Origin of the sequence: Thalassomonas sp. M1454 (assembly GCF_007097525.1) — a bacterium.
Classification (GTDB): domain Bacteria; phylum Pseudomonadota; class Gammaproteobacteria; order Enterobacterales; family Alteromonadaceae; genus Thalassotalea_A.
The window spans coordinates 1,296,469-1,317,429 of record NZ_VKDD01000002.1; the positions used below are offsets into that span (position 1 = coordinate 1,296,469).

Here is a 20,961-nt window from a genome sequence, read left to right on the forward strand (position 1 = left end):
TACTAACACGGTAGTTAAAAGAATAAACCTGTGCAGTTTATAAAAAATAATAATAAAAACATTTCAGCAATTAATTTCCTAAAATTTCTTTTAGCGCTTTGTATCACCTCAATTTCTTTGCCTAGTTTCGCCGTAGACTCACAAGCACCTTTAAAATTTCAGCAGTTTTCAACAGAACAAGGACTTTCTCAGGCTAGCGTATATTCAATCACTCAAGATCAAGAAGGCTTTATTTGGATTGCAACTCAGGATGGATTAAATAGATATGATGGTTATGAATTTATCCAATACAGAAACAATTTAAATAACCCCAACTCCTTGCCAAACAATCTGATAAGGGTTGTTTTTGTTGATTCTGAAAATACCATGTGGGTAGGCACTCAAAATGGTTTAAGTAAATACAACTCTAAACTCGATTCATTTGAAAATTTTTTCCATGAAAAAGAAAATTTAAACAGTTTAAAAGATAATACTATCTGGAACATTTTTGAGGATGCTAGTAAAAACATTTGGATATCCACAAGTAAAGGCTTACAACAATATAACCAATCCAATAATAATTTTATTCCGATTTCCTTTAGAAGTTTTCAGGATGACCTCCAAGAAATAAAAGCAATAAGCCAAGATAGTAAAGGAAACTATTGGCTAGGAACCTATGAAAATGGTTTGTTTGTTATGAATAAATCACTTAATTCACTGTATAAACTTAATGGAAATAATAAATGGCATTTAAATATAGATTCCAAAAGAATATTCCAATTTACAGAAATAGATAATAACCACTGGATAGGGACTGATAATGGTATTTATATTGTAGATCAGTCATATAACCTCATTGAGCATAAAAACCTCAATTATCTTGGCAGTAATTTTAATAACGTGCGATCCATTCACCAACTTAACGAGAATATAATCTGGATAGGAACTGAGTCGGGGTTATTAGAACTAAACTTAAACGACAATATAGTAACAAAATTAGATTCTAAAGATGAGAAGTCTAAGAGTAATAAAGCAGGCTTTATCTACACTATTTTTGAAGACTCATCGAAATCAGTTTGGTTTGGCACTATTTATAATGGCGCTGTGCATTATAACCCTAGTTCTTCTATGTTCAACCATTACCTCCCTGAGGTAAACAATATTAAAATAAATGTTTTAAATTTTATAGAGTTAATGAATGATCAAATATGGATATCTACAGAGTTCGACGGTATATATTTTCTAGATAAGACGACTGAGAAAATATATAAGTCTAATATCGAAATTGACTCCCGGGTCACATCAATTAGCGCTTCAAAAGATGGGAATATTTGGATTTTAACTAATGACAATGAACTTTATCATTATAATAGATCAACAGACCAACTAGAAAACATTATTTCTTGGCATAAAAAAACAAAAGCAATAAGCGATAGAAAAGACATAATTTCAAAAGATGATGTCTTTTGGTTTGGCTCTAAAGATTCATCTATATATAAATATTCAGTTGAAACTCATACATTAAAAAAAATCTCCCTTTTTCCATCAACAAAAAAAATAGAACTTTCTACTCTATCCTTTCGTAACGATGATGAACTGTGGATTTTCTCATCTGAAGGAGAATTGTTTGTATATTCAATTTTAAATGACACCTATACGAAACGATCTATACCTAAAAATAAAATTTTCCAAGAAAATAGGCTCGAAGTAGTGAAAGAAACAGAAAAGTTTTTGTGGTTCGGTTTTTGGAACCAAGGTATCTTACTTTTAAATAAAGAAACACAAAAATATACTCACTTTCATGAGGAAACGGGGTTAAGTAATAATTTTATAGCTGGGCTAATTTTAGATCATTTAGGAAATGCCTGGGTGAGTACAAATAAAGGTCTAAATGTCATTAACCCTAGTAGAAAGACATTAAAAACATTTACAACAAGTCATGGCGTTCAGGCTGATGATTTTATTGCACATTCCTATCTAAGAGACTCAAATGGTACTTTATATTTTGGGGGCATAAATGGTTTTAACAGTTTCCATCCAATGGATTTAAATTTACAAAAAGAGTTTGTGAGTAAACCAATACTAACTAAGCTATTAATTTCAAACAATGAAGTTAAAATTACTGAAAACAAAAATAAAGAGTCTGCACCTGGGGAGCTGTATACAAAATTATTATACATGGAACATATCTCACTAAAGCATAATCAATCCCCGTTTAGCTTTGAATTTACCTCTCCTAATTCAACAACACCATCGCTTACAAAATATAGATATAAATTAGTTGGCCTAGATGATGATTGGATATACACTGACTCAGATAACAAAAGAGCTAGTTATACAAACTTAGGGGCTGGCGACTATATATTCAACCTTGAAGCATTTAGCTCTCAATCCAATATTTATAAAGCTGCAAAACCTTTAAGAATTACAATACTTCCTCCTTGGTGGTTAACCAAAACGGCTTGGCTTTTATACGCTTTATGTATATTCACTATAATTTACTACTTTATACAACAAGCAAAAAACAAAGAAAAAACCAATATTCAAATCAAGGAGTCTGAAGAACGTTTAAAGTTAGCTTTATGGGGCTCTGGTGATGAAATGTGGGATTGGAATATGGTTACCAATCAAATGTACCGTTCCAACATTTGGGGAACTCTCGACTTCCCTAAAGAAGATTCAAACGAAGGTGGTTCAGATGGTGAAAGCCATAATATCCATCCACAAGATCACGATAGAGTTAAAGAAACTTTAGAGGCTCATAAAGCGAATAAAACTGAACATTATGAAGCCGCTTATAGAGTAAAAAATAAAGATGGTAAATGGATTTGGGTTTTGGATCGCGGTAAGGTTGTAGAACGTGATAGCAATAATGAACCTATTCGTATGACAGGTACATTAAAAGATATAAGCCAAATAAAGCAGACTGAAGAAAGCCTTAAACTTTTCGCTAAGTGTATCGAAAATATATCTGATGCCGTAGTGGTTTATGATAGCCAATTCAAGATTGTTGATTGTAACCTTTCATTCCAACGTATTACGGGGCAAAACCGCTCTGAAGCTATGGGCAAGCCTCTAGAGTTCAACTCATACCCAATGAGCTTCTTACAAAACTTGAAAAAGAATTTAATACATCATGGGTCTTGGCAAGGTGAGATAGAAAGTACTCGTAGCAATGGAGAAGATTACTTAATTGATATCACTCTGGATATTATCCGCGATGAGAATGATAAAATTTCACATTTTGTTGGTGTATTTTCAGATATTACCGAAAGAAAAGAAACAGAAGAAGAGCTTCGCAAACTTGCTAACTCCGATACTTTAACTGGTTTACCTAACAGATCCTTTTTCCAAGCAAATCAATCTCAACTAGTTAGCCAAGATGCTGAACACGCATTATTAGTATTTGATTTAGACAACTTCAAAAAAATTAATGACTCGTTAAGTCATCAAATTGGTGATGTATTATTGTGTAAAGTAACTGAACGCATTGCGACCATTACAAACCACAAGAACACCTTTTATCGATTAGGTGGGGATGAATTTAGTTTAATTATTGAAGGCAATAATGATATTCATAACATCACCTCGATTGCGGATGAGATTTTGAATGTTATTGCTGAACCTTACTTTATTCGTAATCAAGAGATCGCATTATCTTGTAGTATTGGTATAGCTTTATTCCCTGACGATGGAAGCAACTCACACGAATTATTAAAAAATGCTGATACAGCTATGTATCACGCAAAAGATAAAGGCGGTGACACTTACCAATTCTTTAATGACTCAATGAATAAACAAGCTGTGAAGCGTTTACAAATTGAAAACTTAATTCGTCACGGCTTAAAAGAAGATTTATTCTCAGTTTACTACCAGCCTAAGATTGATGTTAAATCTGGAAAGATTCGTGGTATGGAAGCTTTGGTTCGTTTTGAAGCTGGTCAAAAAGGTATTATCCGCCCTGATATATTTATTCCTATCTCAGAAGAGACAGGTCAAATCATTGAAATTGGAGAGGTTGTATTAAGAAAAGCATGTTTAGCAACTAAAGCTTGGATAGATAATGGCATGTTTAATGGACGCATAGCAGTAAACTTGTCAGCAGTTCAATTTAGACAACCAAACCTAGTACAAATAATAAATGAAGTACTAGCAGAAACTAAACTACCAGCAAAATACCTTGAATTAGAAATAACTGAAGGCACGGTTATGGATTCACCACAAGAAGCCATAAAAACCATGCTACAAATCCGTGAATTAGGTATTCATTTATCACTAGATGACTTTGGTACAGGCTACTCTTCTTTAGCCTACTTGAAGAAATTCCCTCTTAATACATTAAAAATAGACAAAGCCTTTGTCGATGACCTTGAAGATTCTGAAGAAGGCCGAAATATGGTTGCAACCATTATAACAATAGCTCACAACTTAGGTATGGACGTTGTCGCAGAAGGTGTTGAAACAGAGTCGCAATTAAATCACTTAAAAGCCCTAAACTGTGAGCAACTGCAAGGTTATTTATATAGCAGACCTTTATCCGAAGAAGATTTTGGACGTTACTTGCTGTCTCACATCATTACAAATAAATCGACACCTTACTCGAATATTTAATATATACCCGCATTGAAGTAAAGATAACTCTACCTTTACTATTAAGTTTTCTGTACAAAAAACCAAACATTTTTAGTTTCAATAGAACTAATATCAAAACATCCCCTTCTATTATTTAAAAAACAACAATAAAAACATTAAATTAAAATAAAGTTAACTTATTTTTAAAGTTGGCACGGTATTAGCTTATTAAACATATACAAAAATTTTAATAACAAAATACAGGAAAGACCATGCTTAGTTCTTTAATTTTATCTACTTTATTAATGGCAACGCCAATTGATTCAACTTCAAACTTACAATTAGAAGAAGCTTCAAGCAACCGCATCCGTATTCAACCGACTTCAAGCAACCGTATCCGTATTCAACCGGCTTCAAGCAACCGTATTCGTATTCAACCGGCTTCAAGCAACCGTATTCGTATTCAACCGGCTTCAAGCAACCGTATTCGTATTCAACCGGCTTCAAGCAACCGTATCCGTATTCAACCGGCTTCAAGCAACCGTATCCGTATTCAACCGGCTTCAAGCAACCGTATCCGTATTCAACCGGCTTCAAGCAACCGTATCCGTATTCAACCGGCTTCAAGCAACCGTATCCGTATCAAGTCTTAGGAGATAACTCATGTTAGCAATGATTAAAACTATTTTTACTTCTAAAACTACTGCTAAACAAGTTGCAGATAGTATTGAAATTCGTGAAATGTCAGCGAACAGCTGGTGGGCTTAAGCCTTATACATTAAGGTCTGGAGAATATTATGTTAAAAGTTATCAAAGCAATCTTATGCACTAATAAAACTAAGAAAGTTGATACAAAAATTGAAATGTGTGAGATGTCAGCGAATAGCTGGTGGTCATAGAAAGTTATAAAGAACTAAGCTAAGTGAGACGCATAGCCTAATAGAAAAGCTATAGGTTATGCGTTAAACGAACTAAAGCGAGTTCCGTACATTTTAAACACTTTCATACGCTTTTCACTACGAAACATAGGCCATATTAACGGGCCAAAGATAAAGCCTGCTGTAGCCCAACGCTTACGTCCCATACCCGACTTAAACGCTTGGCAATAAAAGAATACAGCGCAAACAACAGAAATACATAACAACGTAAACACAGCAATACCTCAAGCAAATTTAATGGATGCGCAGTATAACAAATAGACTATCTACTCTAAAGTAGAAATTGCACTTTTTTTATACAAATTCGTTAACTACCTGTTAAGACTAAATTTTCTAGCGGCAATAAAAAAGAGGCAACAAATTGCCCCTTTGTAATAAAAACGGCAATTAATTACCGTTCTTTCGTTTTGCATCAGTTAATAACAAGTCACCTTGTTTTCAGCCATAGCAACTAAAGCTTCACATGGTTTGAAGTGTTCACCGTATTTATTTTGATATTCAGTTAAACGAGCGATAACATGCTCAGCACCTAAACTATCTAAATATCTAAATGGTCCACCTAAGAATGGTGGGAAACCAATACCAAAGATAGAGCCAATGTCACCATCTCTTGGATTACGAATAATACCTTCATCTAAACAACGCACTGCTTCATTAATTAATAAGAACACGCAACGTTCGGTGATTTCGTTTTCACTAAGCTTACTTGCAGGAGTAACATTAAGTAATGAATAAACGCTCTCATCAACTTGCTTACCGCCCTTCTTCTTACCGGTATATAAATAAAAACCTTTCTTCGTCTTACGACCTTTACGGTTATCATCTATTAGTTTATTAAAAGCTTCAGGGGCTTTAAATCGCTCACCAAGCTCAGCTTCTAATATCGGGCTGATTTTAGCGCCAATATCGATACCAACTTCATCAAGTAATTGAATAGGGCCTACCGGGAATCCAAACTTAACAAAGGCTTTATCTATTTTTTCAATTGGCTCGCCTGATAACAAGATGCTCGCAGCTTCATTCACATAAGGCGCTAAAATTCGGTTTACATAAAAACCAGCTTTGTCTTTAACAACGATTGGTGTTTTACCTTGTCGTTTAGCAAAAGCTACCGTTGTTGAGATAGTTTGATCAGAGGTAGTTTCGTGAGCAATGATCTCAGCTAATGGCATTTTATCTACTGGAGAGAAGTAATGCAGACCAATCACGTTTTCTGGTTTAGCTGCTTTGGCGGCAATTTGCCCAATAGGTAATGAAGAGGTGTTACTTGCAAAGATAACTCCGTCTTTACAATTGGCTTCAACATCGGCAACCATATTTTGTTTTAAAGCTAAATCTTCAAAAACCGCTTCAATGATCATATCAACGTTTTTAAAGCCGCTGTAATCTGTGGTTCCTGTAATAGTGTTCATTTGCTTTTGCATTTCACACTTTTGCATAAAGCGACGCTTAACTTTTTTATTCAAAATATCAAAGCTGTATTTTAACGCGTTTGAAATTCCATCATGGTTGATGTCTTTGATGCGTACAGGTACTTTTGCGTTATTAGAAGAAACATAAGCAATACCGCCGCCCATTAATCCGCCGCCAAGTACGCCGATTTTGTTAACTTTGGCTGCTTCTACGCCAGCAACGCCCATTTCTTTTTTCATCTCTGTTGTGGCAAAGAATAAGTTTCGCAGTTGTTGTGAAACTGGGGTTTGCACTAAATCACCAAAGTGTTTAGCTTCGGCTGCTAAGCCGCGCGCGGTGCCCTTTTCAAAGCCGACACGAATACTGTCGATAATTTTTAATGGTGCAGGGTAATTACCTTTGGTTTTAGACAAAACAGTTTTAGTTGCTTGATCAAAAACGATCTTGCGTCCGAAAGAGTTAGACTCTAGCGCCTTTTCAACAAAACCGACTTTACGCTTTACTTTTTTCTTACCAGCTAATGCCATCTTTGTGGCTACATCAATAAGTACAGATAAAGGTACTACGTCACTGATTAGACCGGCTTTTAATGCTTGTTTAGGACGAAGTTGTTTACCGGTTAGCATCATATCTAATGATTTTTGTAAACCAACAAGCTTAGGTAAACGTTGCGTACCGCCACTACCAGGCAAAAGACCTAATTGAACTTCTGGTAAACCTAATACCGTTTTGTTTGAATCACTACATACACGCATGTGACATGCCATAGCAAGCTCAAGGCCACCACCTAAACATGGTCCATTAATAGCAGCAACAACAGGAATATTTAGCTGTTCAATTTGATTAAAGATCATCTGACCAGAGCTCGCGATCTCAACTGCTTGCTCTGCAGTTTCACATTGATCAAGCATGGTAATATCAGCGCCAGCAACAAAAGAGTTATCCTTGCCGCTATATACCACTAAACCTTTAATAGAACTGTCGGCTTTAATTTCTTTTAAAACGTCTGAAATATCATTAATGAATGCAGCTTTAAGCACATTCATGGTTTCATCAATCACGTCAATTTTTAATAACGCAATACCGTTATCTTGACGCTCTAAAGCAAATGCCGAAACATCGTTATTAGATACTGCAGTATCTGAATTTAAATTAGTATCTTCCATAACTATTACTCCACTTCTAAGATCATTGCTGCGCCTAAACCACCGGCAGCACATGCAGTAGTTAAACCTAAACCGCCACCGCGACGTTTTAATTCATTTAATGTTTGTGTAATTAAACGAGTACCAGTTGCTGCAAATGGATGACCATAAGCAAGCGAGCCGCCCATTACATTAAACTTGTCCATATCAATTTCGCCAATGGCTTTATCAAGACCTAGCTTTTCTTTAGCGAATTTATCACTGGCAAACATTTTAACGTTAGCTAAAGTTTGCGCAGCAAAAGCTTCATGCATTTCAATTAAATCTAAATCACCAAGGGTTAAACCAGCGCGAGCTAATGCAATAGGTGTCGCGTAAGATGGCCCCATCAACATATCATCGTATACATCAATAGCAGAGAAAGCGTATGAGCGAATATAACCCATAATGTTATAACCTAACTCTTTTGCTCGCCCTTCACGCATTAACATAATTGCAGACGCTCCATCAGTTAATGCTGTAGAGTTTGCCGCGGTTACGGTGCCGTGCTTTCTATCAAATACTGGGCGCAATCTTGCGTAACCTTCAATAGTAGAATTATCTCTAAAGCAGTTATCTTTGCTTACCGCTAACTTAAATGGTTCAGGGTGTGCAGTCATTACTTCATCATCTAGCAAACCTTCAGCCCAAGACTTAGTTGCTAACGTGTGCGAGCGGTGTGCTAATGCATCTTGCTCTTCACGAGTAATGCCATGAGTTTTAGCCATTTGTTCAGCTGTTTGCCCCATAGACAGACCAGTTGAGTATTCAGCAACTGATGGAGATTGAGGTAATAAATCTTTAAATTTAAGCTTACTAAGAACGTTAAATTTTTGTCCCATAGTTTTGGTTTTAGATAAATCAAGAAGAGTACGAGCGAACTTTTTAGAAACAGTGATAGGCGGAACAGACATTGAATCAGCACCACCAGCAATACCAACATCAATGTTACCTAATAATATAGAGTCCATTACATTAGCAGTTGACTGGAAACTTGTTGCACAAGCTCGAGATACACTATAAGCATCAGTACCTACATTCATTTGCGTGCCAAGTACAATTTCACGAGCAATATTCGGCGCTTCAGGCATTTGCACTACTTGACCAAAGACGAGTTGCTCGATTATAGCTGGATCTATATCGTGCTTAGCGATCAGCTCATTAACCACAAGCTTACCTAAATCTAGAGCACACACACCATGAAATGATGTTGCTTGTTTAACAAATGGTGTTCTCAGGCCGGCAACAATTGCAACCCTTTCACCACTGCCTGTTTTTACATTTTGTAAAGTTCCCATCGATTTTCCTTTATAATAATCGGTCGGCTTATGTTTATATTTCAGTTTAATTTTTTCTTAATCGATTGCATAAACCAACCAAGAGGTCCGACCTGATACTTTCTTTGATTCTAACTGTTAAATTAACTATTTAAAAGTGTTGATTTCTAATAACATGGTCCTATATAAATTAAACGGATTGAATTCCTCCTATATAGCCTAGTTATATAGTTGAAAAGCCAATTAATACCAATTGATATAGGTATCAAGATTTCAGGAAAAATAATAAGTATTATGTCTATTGCAAAATTTTCAGTATTAAAAGAACACTTAAGTGAACAAATTGTTGGCCAACACGCCTTAGTCGAAAACTTACTTATCGCTTTATTAGCCGATGGTCACCTAATTGTAGAAGGTCCTCCGGGTTTGGCAAAGACTCGTGCAGTTAATGCCTTAGCCGATGGCGTAAAAGCAGACTTTCATCGAATTCAATTTACCCCTGACTTATTACCTGCGGATTTAACTGGTACTGATATCTACCGTCCAGAAAATGGCACCTTTGAGTTTCAACCGGGTCCTTTATTTCAAAACCTAATTTTAGCTGATGAAATTAACCGTGCTCCTGCTAAAGTTCAATCAGCACTTTTAGAAGCGATGGCGGAAGGTCAAGTAACGGTAGGTAAAACCACCTATAAACTGCCTGACTTATTTTTAGTTATGGCAACTCAAAACCCGCTTGAACAAGAAGGTACTTACCCTCTACCAGAAGCGCAGTTAGATAGATTTTTAATGCACTTAGAAATTGATTATCCAAATGCTGCGGCGGAATTAGATATTCTGCGCTTAAATCGTGGCGAAGCATTAGATGGTTCAAGTAAGCCGCTAGAGCAAATTAGCCAAGAAGAAATTTTTGCTGCTCGCAAAGAAACATTAGAAATTTATTTAGCTCCAGTATTAGAGCAATACATAGTTGATTTAATCATGGCAACTCGCGATGGTGAAAAGTACGATGAAAAGCTGGGTAAATGGCTAGCATATGGTGCCAGCCCGCGTGCAACGATTGCATTAGATAGATGTTCACGTGCCCGCGCATGGCTTAATGGTCGTGACTTTGTTAGTCCTGAAGATATACAAGCGGTATTTCATAATGTATTACGCCATCGTTTAATGGTTACCTATCAAGCAGAAGCAGAAGGTATTACCAGCAATCAAATTTTAGATCACATTTTAAGCTTAGTTGCTGTTGGTTAATTGTTTGCTAACAAGCGGTAGGTAAAAATTATGTGGTGGAAAAAACATTTAGTGCAAGACATCAATCAAGGTATTGATGTCTCACTGCAAGAAATTCACAGTGATGGCATAAACCTTTCTATTGATGAGTTAATGCCTTATCAAAGTAAAACCTCGTTGCTAAACTTAGCTCCCAAGGCAGCTTTACATGGCCATTTATCTGGTAATTATTTAGCCAGAACAAAAGGTCGAGGTATGGAGTTTGATGAGGTTAGACACTATCAAACTGGCGATGATATTCGCGCAATAGATTGGCGCGTAACAGCACGAACGGGCATAACGCACACTAAACTGTTTCGTGAAGAAGTTGAGCGTCCGGTATTAATTGCTACTGATCTTGGCCAGTCAATGTGCTTTGGCTCTAAGCTATTGTTTAAATCAGTTCAAGCAGCGCACATTGCAGCATTAGTAGCATGGCATGCAAAAAAACGCGGCGATAGAATTGGTGGTTTAGTATTTAACGAAATTGACCATAAAGAGTTAAAGCCTCGCAGTCGCCTATCCGGTGTATTGCATTATTTGCATGCTTTAGAAGAATTACATGCGCAAGGCTTAGCTCATTGGCAAGAAAGTAGTACGGCAAGTCAAAGTTATTTTATTGAAAACTGTGATCGCTTAAGACAGTTAGCACGCCCAGGCTCGTTAGTGTATTTGATCACCGATGGTAATCATTTTAATGAACAAGCACTATTGCCTATTGCGCAGATAAGCCAACATTGTGAACTGATAATTTGTGAAGTTTCAGACCCTCTAGAAGTGCGACTGCCAGAAAGCGCTCATAAGACTAGCGTAGCGATAACCGATGGCAGTTTAACCCAACAACTTACCTTAGGTGATAGTAAAACGGCAAAGTTATACCAAGAAAAAGCCATGCATTCGAACCAAGTAAAACAACGACTTTATCAAAAGGCTGGTGCTAGATATATTCACTTTAGCGCCGGTGAAAGTATTGAACAACAGCTGAAATCAGGAGCAGATTCTTGGATCCGCTAGCCCAATTAAAAGATATACATTTACCCGAGCAAATTAACCAATGGCCAATTGCCATTGGTTGGTGGTTATTACTGCTTAGTATTATTGCGTTTATTTTTTTTGTTGTTAATAAAATAATGAAAAAGCGCAAGCAAGTTAAGGTGATAAAACAAGCACAAGCAAGATTATCTACTGAGCAAAACTTATCAAGCGAGCAAATTATTGCCACATTAAAATGGACTTGTATGCACTACTTCACTCGCAATGAAGTGGCGGCGCTACACAGTAATGATTTACTTAACTACCTTAGTGATAAACTTGAACAACAGCACAAAGCTGAGTTCATAACTAAGTCGGAAAACGCCTTAATACATTGCTATCGAAAAGCTGACAGCGACATTTACGCCAAAGACTTACAAAATGGCGCCTTGTTTTGGCTAAGCCATGCCAACTTTTTCAATGAAAAAACAGCAATAAAGGAGAGCGGCAATGATTAGTTTTGCTTGGCCTTGGCTATTGCTGTTATTACCAGCTCCTTTTTTAGTCTATTTTTTATCGCCTAAAAAATCCGTTACTTCAGCATCTTTAAAAGTACCTGTGTTACTACCTGGCGTTGACTCGAAAGTAAGTGCCGCAGGGCAGCAAAATTTACCCATTTGGTTTGCTGCATTAATTTGGATTTTGTTAGTTATAGCAAGCGCACGCCCGCAATGGTTAGGTGATGTGATTGAGATCCCAACCCAAGGGCGTGAAATGATGATTGCCGTTGATTTATCCGGCAGTATGCAAATAGAAGATATGCGCTTAAATGGTAGCCAAGTTAACCGTTTAACCTTATTAAAAAAACTACTTGGTGAGTTTATAGAGCGCCGTCAAGGTGACAGGCTCGGTCTTATTTTATTTGGTGATGATGCTTACATGCAAACACCAATGACCTTTGATAGAAAAACCGTGCAACAGATGCTTGACGAAAGTGTTATTGGCTTAGTTGGTCAAAAGACGGCTATAGGTGATGCCATGGGCTTAGCGGTAAAACGTTTCGTTAATAAAAAAGAATCGAACCGCGTTTTATTACTTGTTACCGATGGTCAAAATACTTCAGGTAAAATATCGCCTGAGCAAGCCTTAGAGTTAGCCATAGCCAAAGATGTCACCATTTATACTATTGGTATTGGTGCCGATGTTATGATGGAGCGCTCACTGTTTGGTAATCGCAAGGTAAACCCTTCACGAGATTTAGATGAACAAACCTTATCTAAAATCGCCAAGCAAACTGGCGGTAGTTACTTCCGCGCGAAAGATGCTGAATCAATGAGTAAGATTTATCAAATGCTCGATCAACTCGAACCTGTTGAGCAAGACCAACAGCAAATGCGCCCATTAACTTCTCTATTTTTCTGGCCTCTAGCCATTGCCGTTGTACTTATCTTTTTACAAATGTTTTTAATGCAATTTACTAATATCAACTTTACTAAAGCAAGTAATAAGTCCCAACAAGGAGGTGAAAGCTAATGGCTGATTTTCATTTTCTAAGACCGTTATGGTTACTGGCGATTATTGCTTTAATTTACTTAATTTGGCAGTTAAAAAAATTACGTATCGCCTCCTCTGCTTGGCATAAAGTGATTCCTAAACATTTAACGTCAATGTTATTAAGCAATGAAGAAAATAAAAAGCCAATATCGTTGATTATCCCATCGATTATTGGCCTACTTATCATTGTTGCAATGGCAGGACCTACTTGGCAAAAGATACCGCAACCTGTATTTGAAGTAGAGCGTGGCTCGGTTATTGTTATGGATATGTCGTTTTCAATGTTAGCAACCGACATTAAGCCAAACCGCTTAACTATGGCGCGCTTTAAAGCAATGGACTTGGTTAAAGAAATTAATGAAGGTGAAATTGGTTTAGTTGCCTATGCCGGCGATGCGTTTGTAATTAGCCCGCTAACCGCGGATATTAATAACATCAATTTACTATTGCCTTCATTATCACCTGAAATAATGCCAGAGCTTGGCTCTAATCCATACCCTGCGTTATTGTTAGCCAATGAAATGTTGCAAAACTCTGGCCACTTATCTGGCGATATTTACTGGGTCACCGACGGTATTAGTAGTGATGAACTTCAAGATATTAATGACTTTATCGCGAGCCATGATCACAGAGTAAATATACTTGGTGTCGGTACCGAGCAAGGTGCGCCAATTACCCTAGCTAATGGTGAATTAATGAAAGACAGAGGCGGTAATATTGTTATCCCTAAGATTAATTTACAAAGACTTTCGGGTATAAGTAGCCGCTCTTCTGGCTTATTTAGCCCTATTACCGCAGATGAAAGTGATATTGAAAAACTAGGCGAGCGCCCTATCGCGCAAGCAAAAGATATGCAGGCACAGCAAGATAATTTAGGTGACCAATGGCAAGAAGCTGGCCCTTATTTACTGCTAATTGTTTTGCCTTTAATGCTTGGTTACTTTAGACGCGGCTTATTATTTACGCCAATATTATTCGCTTTTGCACTAACGACAACTTACACGCCAACGGTTGAAGCACAAGAGCAAACGGCTCCTTTGCAAAATAAAGCTGTAGAGACAGTTGAGCCAAGCTTTTGGGATAACTTATGGAAAACGTCCGACCAACAAGCAAGTGCTAAGTTTGAGCAAAAACAATACCAAGCAGCTGCCGAGCAATTTAACAATCCGCAGTGGAAAGCAAGTAGCTTATATAAGGCAGGTAATTATGAGCAGGCTTTACAAGAATATGAGCAATTACTTAACAGTGACGCAACTGATGAACGCAGCGTTAGTGAGGTTATTCAATCAACCTATAACCACGGCAATACCTTAGCTCAATTATCAAAATATGATGACGCTATTGCTAAGTATGATGAAGTATTAGCACAGCAACCTGACCACGCCGATGCACTTGCTAATAAAGCTTTAATAGAGCAATTAAAACAACAGCAAGATGAGCAAGAGCAAGAGCAAAACCAAGATCAAAACAGCGACGAGCAACAAGAGCAGGATCAGGAACAGCAGCAAAGCGATAAAAACGAGCAACAAAACCAAGACCAAAACCAGCAAGGTGACAGTGGTCAACAAGATGATCAATCGCAGTCTGAAAATTCAGAGCAGCAACAAGATAGTCAAGACCCACAAAGTAGTGACAAGTCTGATGATGCTAACCCAGAGCAGAATGATAACGCTGACCAAAACCCTGATGATAAAGAATCTGATCAGCAAAGCCGTGACAATGAACAACAAAATGGCGAAAAAAATGATTCAGAACAAGAAAATCAAGCTCAAGCACAGGCAGATAATGCCGAGCAAAACGACGAGCAAGGTGTTGAAAATGAACAAATGGCAGGTATGACTGACAGCCCAACAGCAGAAGAAATAGAAGCAAATCAAAAATTTGATCAATTACTTAAAAAAGTTACCGACGACCCGCATTTACTTTTGAGAAACAAGATGCAACTTGAGTATCAAAAACGTCGTCAAAATAGAAGCAGTATTGGAGTTAAAGAAAAGTGGTAAAGTTTATCCAACTAAGTATTCTCACCTTAACCATATTAGTGAGCCAGAATGTTTTTGCTATCAGTAGCGTAACCGCTAGCATTGACAAAAACCCAGCGGTTGTTGATGAATCTATTGTCTTAACATTAATTGCCGATGATTCTGTTTCTGCCGATGCTTTTGATTCTTCAGTACTAGGTAAAGACTTTATCGTAGGAGGTACCTCGGTAAGCAGTCAAACGAGTATGGTTAATTTCAAAACCTCGCGTACAACTCGCTGGACTACCTTACTTATACCTCGTAAAGCGGGTATAGCAACTATCCCAGAGATAACTATTGAAGGTGTTTCATCAAACCCTATTGCCATTCAAGTTATGGCTAAAAATGATAAACGCGCTAAACAACAAAAAGATGTTTATGTTACTGCTGATGTGTCTACAACAGAAATGTATGTACAACAGCAATTTAGCCTGAAGGTAAAACTACACATAGCTCAAGAGCTTAAGCGCGGTTCATTGTCTGAGCCAAAAATGACTGGCGCACAAATAACTCAAATAGGAAAAGATAAAGAAGAAACACAGATAATTGATGGTAAACGTTACCGCACCTTTGAACGCTTATACTCGATTAAACCGGAAAGTAGCGGTAAGTTTGTGCTGCACAGCTCAATGTTTGATGGAGAAATAATTAACTCTAATCAACAACGTTCAATGTTTTCTAGCATGAATCGTGGCAAACCAGTAAGCATTCGCGGCAAAGAAATAGACATTAACGTATTACCTATTCCTGAAGGATTTCAAGGTGATTGGTTACCAAGCGAAATAATCACTGTTGAAGATAGATGGCCAACCGATAAAACTGAATTTGAATTAGGCGAGCCTATTACACGCCAAGTGATCATCACTGCAGCTGGTTTATCGGAGGAGCAATTACCTACACCAGATTTTAACGCGCCAAGTGAGTTAAAAATTTACCCAGATCAAGCTGAAACAACCCGAAGTTTGCAACAAGGTTTATTGATCAGCCAAAAGGTGCAAGAGTTTGCCATAGTGCCAACTAAACCAGGAACCTACACTTTACCTGAAGTAGTTATCCCTTGGTGGAATACTAAACTGAACAGTGAAGCAAAAGCAGTGATACCAGCAAAAACAATCACTATTGTAGGCATTGCTGCGCCGCTAGTTACTCAAGCGCCGGTTCAAGCTGAACCAGTAAAAGTGATCACCGAGCAAAACACTACCTTACAATGGATTTTCTTAGCCGGTTGGATGTTAACGGCATTAGCTTGGCTTTATATGGCTAAATTAAAGGGTAAAGTACGCTTAAACAAAGCATCATTTACACCTAGCGATAAGCAAAGCTATTTAAAGCTAATGGCAGCTTGTACTAAAAACGATGGCGAGCAGGTATTAAAGCTATTACCTATGTGGGCTAGTGATTTATATCCAAATGAAGTGTTCACTAATTTAAACCAAGTTGATGATAAGTTAAATAATGTTGACTTTTCAAAAGCCTTGCAGCAACTACAAAAAAGCTATTACTCTGCTGATAAAGGCAGTTGGAATGGCAATGACTTTTTCAGAGTGATATCTCGCTTGCAAACGAAAACAGAGCAAGCCCAACAAGTTGAAATTGCTTTAAACCCTTAATTTAGCCGAACTAATTTAACTTAAAGTCATATATAGAAAGCCTTCAGAGTAGAGTATTCTGAAGGCTTTTTCATAGCTCCCACACCCTACTTTAAAAAAATATAAATAATTCGAAATAAAATCCCCCCTTCATTGGTCTTTACTATTATGCTGTTATTAATGAATAAAATTCGTGGTTCAAGCAATCAATTTAAAATGGTGAAACTGCATGGCAAGTAAACAAGTCAGATACGAAGCATTAGTAAATGCTCTTCATGGAGACTTATATCGTTACGCCTATTGGTTAGTACACGATAAACACGTTGCTGAGGATTTGGTGCAAGAAACTTTCCTTCGCGCTTGGCGAGCGCTCGATTCACTTAAAGATGAAAAGGCTGCAAAGTCTTGGTTGATCACTATATTACGCAGAGAAAATGCACGCCGTTTTGAACGAAAACAATTTGAAATGAGCGAATATGATGAGCCAGCAATAGTGGACCATATCAGCTCAACGACTGAACAACAGTTAGAAGATCATTGGTTAAGAGCAAAAATAGCCCAGTTACCTGAAGAATATAGAGAGCCTTTAGTATTACAAGTATTAGGCGGCTTTAGCGGCGAAGAGATAGCTGCGCAATTAAACTTAAACAAAAACACCGTTATGACCAGATTATTTAGAGCACGCAATCAATTACGAGATGCTGTTGAAAAAGACAACGAGATAAAGGAGCGAAACAATGGATGAGTTAGAATTACGCCGTCGTTTATACGCTAATCCTAATGATGACAGCGAAGAATTAAAACAAGCCTTGGCTGATGATAAAAACAGCAGAGAGTTTGCCAAAGAGTTAAAACTTTTTGATGAAAAAATAGCTTCTGCACTTGATGTTGATGTGCCTGAAAATCTAGCTAATAAATTGATCTTGCGCCAAAGCTTACACTCGCACCAAGTAACTAAAAAGAAATCAAGAATTCACCTTGCTATGGCTGCATCAGTAGCATTTATGGTGGGCCTCGGTGTGACATATTTAAATTTTAGTCCAGCACACACGAATATTGCTGATTACTCTTTAGCTCACTATCATCATGAAGCAGGAAGCTTTCCTAAAGTTGCAAATGCAAATTATTCATTAGCAAGTATTAATAATGAAATGGAAAACTTAAATGTTTCATTTATAGAAAAAGTCGGTCGATTAATCTCTGTTGATGGTTGCTTCTTTGATGGCATGGATTCAATGCACTTAGTGTTTGAAGGTGAATACGATAACATTACAGTATTTATTATCCCACAAGCTGAGCACTTAGCTTTTGACGATAAATTTAGTGATGACACTATACAAGGCATTAGCAAAAAATACCCTAATGGCGAAGTGATCATCATGGGCGATAAAAAAGAAGCCTTAGATTTATGGCAAGAAAAAATAGATTCATCGATCCAATGGTCAATCTAATCGGCTTTAACCATTAACAATTGTCCTGTATGTCCTGAACCTAATTAATCCGGCCATACTTTTAGGTCTGCTCTGCAGACCTTTTTTTTGCCCCACAGGACGTGGGGTATGCCGAAACGCCATGGATGGTTTAGTTTCGGTAGCCTCTAAGCTGCCCCTTTACTTAAAAACAACTGCGTTAAATTTGTAATGTTCGATTTTCGTATGCAGATAGAGCTTGGTGCGAAGTTTCGGTAGCTCCTCTCCCATCTATAAGCAGCAATAAAAATAACTAGTCATTATAGCAGAACCCACAACCTTACTTATCAGTATTAAAGAAAGAACCTGTATCAATAACTACACAGCTTTTTATCACTTATTTGTAAGCTAGACTAGAAGCCTTTGGTTAATGTTGATACGATCAAGGCAGTTATAACGAATATAAGTTACATCATGGAAATTGAATTACCTCTAATAGTTACCTTTATAGGTTACTTGTTAGCAACTTTATTTATTGGTTTTGTCGCTTACAAAGCAACAAACACATTGAGCGACTACATTCTTGGCGGTCGACAACTTGGACCTGCAGTAACAGCATTAAGCGTTGGCGCTTCTGACATGAGTGGTTGGTTACTGTTAGGCTTACCTGGCGCAATCTACTTATCTGGAGCAAGTGCGGTATGGATAGGTGTTGGCCTAGTAATAGGAGCCTTTTTCAACTGGCTATTAGTAGCCCCTAGACTACGAGCTTTCACAGAAAAAGCAGGAAACGCGTTAACTATTCCTGAGTTTTTAGAGAATCGCTTTGCAGATAAATCTCATACTTTGCGTTTTATATCGGCATTTACAATCTTAATTTTCTTCACATTCTATGTATCATCAGGACTCGTTGGTGGTGCTATATTATTTGAAAAAGTATTTGGTCTAGACTACAACACAGCCCTACTTATCGGCGCTATTGTTATTGTTTCCTATACATTCTTAGGTGGTTTTTTAGCGGTAAGTTGGACGGACTTTTTCCAAGGCTGTTTAATGCTAATCGCCTTAATCATCTTACCGATTGTTGCAGTAAACGAATTAGGTGGCTTGGATAAAACTCAAGAAATACTTATTAATGCAAATCCCGACTACGCTAACTTATTTAAAGACTTTAGCTGGATTGGCTTTGTATCGTTAATGGCTTGGGGACTAGGTTATTTCGGCCAGCCTCACATCCTTTCACGTTTTATGGCCATTCGCAGTGTTGAAGATATACCAAAGTCACGCAATATTGCCATGGCTTGGATGGTAGTTTCTCTTATTGGCGCATTAAGTGTTGGTTTAGTGGGTATTGCTTACTATGCTGGTCAGCCTTTAGATAACCCAGAAACTATCTTTATCTTTTTAGCTAAAGCTATTTTGAATCCTTGGGTTGCAGGTATCATCATTGCAGCAATTTTATCTGCAATAATGAGTACAATAGATTCACAATTACTGGTTTGCTCAAGTGTTATCGTTGAAGACTTTTATAAAAACTTCAGTAAACGTAAAGCATCTGAAAATGAATTAGTTTGGCTAACTCGTTTTTCACTGCTAGCAATTGCAATTTTAGCGTCACTTGTTGCTCTCGACCCTCAAAGTTCAGTATTAGGCCTTGTAAGCTACGCCTGGGCCGGTTTTGGTAGTGCATTCGGGCCTACGATTATATTAGCGCTATTTTGGTCTAAATTTAATCGCCATGGCGCTTTAGCATCAATCATTACAGGTGCTGTTGTTGTTATTGTATGGCCAATGCTTAAAGACTTAGGCGGCTTATTCGCGTTATACGAATTAATCCCGGGTTTCTTACTAGCATTTATAGCTGGTTACTTAGTAACTAAAGCAACAATAAACTCAGATAATAAGAGTGAACAAATCTTTCACTCATTAAATAACTAATTTGTTGTTTTATAAAGACTAATAATTAAGGGCGATTCAATCGCCCTTTTTATCGTCTGAAGTTGAGTAAATTTTACTTTAAATTTATTCCACACATGTTAACTTAGTAGCTATAAAGCATTAAATAGAACATGAGTTCTATAACGTTTTCACGTTTTTAATCACTAAACAGAGAATATTGATGCACCGTTTTGCGGCCAGACAGTCCATAGTAGATAAAAACAATAATATTTTCGCTTATGAAATGTTATTTAGAGATAGTTTAATAAACGTCTTTCCTAAAATAGACGCCAACTCTGCGACCGAACAAATTATCGAAACCACGCTAGCAAGCAGACAAAGTAAAACTCTAACCAAACACAAACCAGCATTTATTAACTTTACTTTAGAAACTTTATCTAAAGGCTACCCGCTGCAGTTTAAACAAGAACATATAATTGTTGAGCTATTAGAAACAGAGGAGCCTTCTGAAGAACTACTTGAGCATTGTAAAAACTTACACTCTCTTGGCTATCAAATAGCCCTTGATGACTTTATTCACCACCAAGATTGGCACAACTTTTTTCCATACATCAATATTATTAAAGTTGACTTCCAGCAGACTGGACATGATGAAATATTAGAACTTATCGAGCATTTAACCGACTTTCCTAATATACAACTACTTGCAGAAAAACTCGAAAACCAACAAGAGCACACGCTTGCTAAAAATTTAGGCTTTGAATTATTTCAAGGTTTTTTATTTGATAAACCAGAAGTAATAAAAAGTAATGTGCCAAGAACTGATTTTGAATTTTATGAAGCTAGACTTGAGTTAGTTTAATAATAAGAGACTAAAGAGGTAAA

Annotated in this window: 15 protein-coding genes; 12 read left to right on the forward strand and 3 right to left on the reverse strand. The window is 37.2% G+C overall.

Features of this window, described 5'->3' with window-relative positions:
• Positions 1-30: 30 nt before the first annotated feature.
• Together FNN08_RS07745 and FNN08_RS07750 are read left to right on the forward strand one after the other, a co-directional pair.
• Positions 31-4,590 (forward strand): EAL domain-containing protein, encoded by a 4,560-nt coding sequence (locus FNN08_RS07745; RefSeq protein ID WP_143584210.1) that lies wholly within the window; start codon positions 31-33, stop codon positions 4,588-4,590.
• Between the two features lie 233 nt (positions 4,591-4,823).
• Positions 4,824-5,204 (forward strand): hypothetical protein, encoded by a 381-nt coding sequence (locus tag FNN08_RS07750; RefSeq protein ID WP_143584213.1) that lies wholly within the window; start codon positions 4,824-4,826, stop codon positions 5,202-5,204.
• A gap of 302 nt (positions 5,205-5,506) precedes the next feature.
• On the opposite strand, the gene FNN08_RS07755 is transcribed toward FNN08_RS07750, so the two are convergent.
• The 3 genes from FNN08_RS07755 to fadI form a co-directional block, all read right to left on the reverse strand.
• Positions 5,507-5,704: a hypothetical protein gene (locus tag FNN08_RS07755; RefSeq protein WP_143584218.1), complete on the reverse strand. Its 198-nt coding sequence runs from the start codon at positions 5,702-5,704 to the stop codon at positions 5,507-5,509.
• 201 nt (positions 5,705-5,905) lie between these two features.
• The gene (fadJ, locus tag FNN08_RS07760; RefSeq protein WP_143584221.1) at positions 5,906-8,068 is read right to left on the reverse strand and encodes a fatty acid oxidation complex subunit alpha FadJ; all 2,163 of its coding nucleotides are present in this window, start codon (positions 8,066-8,068) and stop codon (positions 5,906-5,908) included.
• 5 nt (positions 8,069-8,073) lie between these two features.
• The gene (gene fadI / locus FNN08_RS07765) at positions 8,074-9,384 is read right to left on the reverse strand and encodes an acetyl-CoA C-acyltransferase FadI (protein WP_143584224.1); all 1,311 of its coding nucleotides are present in this window, start codon (positions 9,382-9,384) and stop codon (positions 8,074-8,076) included.
• A gap of 273 nt (positions 9,385-9,657) precedes the next feature.
• Between fadI and FNN08_RS07770 the strand changes: the two genes are divergently transcribed.
• The 10 genes from FNN08_RS07770 (at position 9,658) to FNN08_RS07815 (ending at position 20,938) form a co-directional block, all read left to right on the forward strand.
• Positions 9,658-10,614: an AAA family ATPase gene (locus FNN08_RS07770; RefSeq protein ID WP_143584228.1), complete on the forward strand. Its 957-nt coding sequence runs from the start codon at positions 9,658-9,660 to the stop codon at positions 10,612-10,614.
• A 30-nt stretch (positions 10,615-10,644) separates the two neighbouring features.
• Positions 10,645-11,646, forward strand: coding sequence for a DUF58 domain-containing protein (locus FNN08_RS07775; protein ID WP_143584231.1), 1,002 nt, complete (start codon positions 10,645-10,647; stop codon positions 11,644-11,646).
• A complete protein-coding gene (locus FNN08_RS07780; RefSeq protein WP_185962589.1) occupies positions 11,634-12,122 on the forward strand; it encodes a DUF4381 domain-containing protein in 489 nt (162 codons plus the stop codon). The genes FNN08_RS07775 and FNN08_RS07780 overlap by 13 nt, the downstream gene beginning before the upstream one ends.
• Positions 12,115-13,137 (forward strand): vWA domain-containing protein, encoded by a 1,023-nt coding sequence (locus FNN08_RS07785; protein ID WP_143584237.1) that lies wholly within the window; start codon positions 12,115-12,117, stop codon positions 13,135-13,137. Before FNN08_RS07780 ends, FNN08_RS07785 begins: the two co-directional genes overlap by 8 nt.
• Positions 13,137-15,161 (forward strand): vWA domain-containing protein, encoded by a 2,025-nt coding sequence (locus FNN08_RS07790; protein WP_143584240.1) that lies wholly within the window; start codon positions 13,137-13,139, stop codon positions 15,159-15,161. The genes FNN08_RS07785 and FNN08_RS07790 overlap by 1 nt, the downstream gene beginning before the upstream one ends.
• Complete coding sequence (locus tag FNN08_RS07795) at positions 15,155-16,789, forward strand: BatD family protein (protein WP_143584243.1); 1,635 nt, start codon at positions 15,155-15,157, stop codon at positions 16,787-16,789. The genes FNN08_RS07790 and FNN08_RS07795 overlap by 7 nt, the downstream gene beginning before the upstream one ends.
• A gap of 208 nt (positions 16,790-16,997) precedes the next feature.
• Positions 16,998-17,513: a sigma-70 family RNA polymerase sigma factor gene (locus FNN08_RS07800; RefSeq protein WP_143584246.1), complete on the forward strand. Its 516-nt coding sequence runs from the start codon at positions 16,998-17,000 to the stop codon at positions 17,511-17,513.
• Positions 17,506-18,219: a DUF3379 family protein gene (locus tag FNN08_RS07805; RefSeq protein WP_143584249.1), complete on the forward strand. Its 714-nt coding sequence runs from the start codon at positions 17,506-17,508 to the stop codon at positions 18,217-18,219. Before FNN08_RS07800 ends, FNN08_RS07805 begins: the two co-directional genes overlap by 8 nt.
• Positions 18,220-18,651: 432 nt before the next feature.
• Positions 18,652-20,115: a sodium/proline symporter PutP gene (putP, locus tag FNN08_RS07810; protein ID WP_143584251.1), complete on the forward strand. Its 1,464-nt coding sequence runs from the start codon at positions 18,652-18,654 to the stop codon at positions 20,113-20,115.
• 181 nt (positions 20,116-20,296) lie between these two features.
• Positions 20,297-20,938 (forward strand): EAL and HDOD domain-containing protein, encoded by a 642-nt coding sequence (locus FNN08_RS07815; protein WP_143584254.1) that lies wholly within the window; start codon positions 20,297-20,299, stop codon positions 20,936-20,938.
• Positions 20,939-20,961 lie beyond the last annotated feature (23 nt).

Excerpts from the sequence above, each read along its gene's own strand:
- FNN08_RS07750 (WP_143584213.1), top strand. The coding sequence starts at position 4,824 with ATGCTTAGTTCTTTAATTTTATCTACTTTATTAATGGCAACGCCAATT.
- fadJ (WP_143584221.1), bottom strand. The coding sequence starts at position 8,068 with ATGGAAGATACTAATTTAAATTCAGATACTGCAGTATCTAATAACGAT.
- fadI (WP_143584224.1), bottom strand. The coding sequence starts at position 9,384 with ATGGGAACTTTACAAAATGTAAAAACAGGCAGTGGTGAAAGGGTTGCA.
- FNN08_RS07770 (WP_143584228.1), top strand. The coding sequence starts at position 9,658 with ATGTCTATTGCAAAATTTTCAGTATTAAAAGAACACTTAAGTGAACAA.
- FNN08_RS07775 (WP_143584231.1), top strand. The coding sequence starts at position 10,645 with ATGTGGTGGAAAAAACATTTAGTGCAAGACATCAATCAAGGTATTGAT.
- FNN08_RS07785 (WP_143584237.1), top strand. The coding sequence starts at position 12,115 with ATGATTAGTTTTGCTTGGCCTTGGCTATTGCTGTTATTACCAGCTCCT.
- FNN08_RS07790 (WP_143584240.1), top strand. The coding sequence starts at position 13,137 with ATGGCTGATTTTCATTTTCTAAGACCGTTATGGTTACTGGCGATTATT.
- FNN08_RS07800 (WP_143584246.1), top strand. The coding sequence starts at position 16,998 with ATGGCAAGTAAACAAGTCAGATACGAAGCATTAGTAAATGCTCTTCAT.
- FNN08_RS07805 (WP_143584249.1), top strand. The coding sequence starts at position 17,506 with ATGGATGAGTTAGAATTACGCCGTCGTTTATACGCTAATCCTAATGAT.
- putP (WP_143584251.1), top strand. The coding sequence starts at position 18,652 with ATGGAAATTGAATTACCTCTAATAGTTACCTTTATAGGTTACTTGTTA.
- FNN08_RS07815 (WP_143584254.1), top strand. The coding sequence starts at position 20,297 with ATGCACCGTTTTGCGGCCAGACAGTCCATAGTAGATAAAAACAATAAT.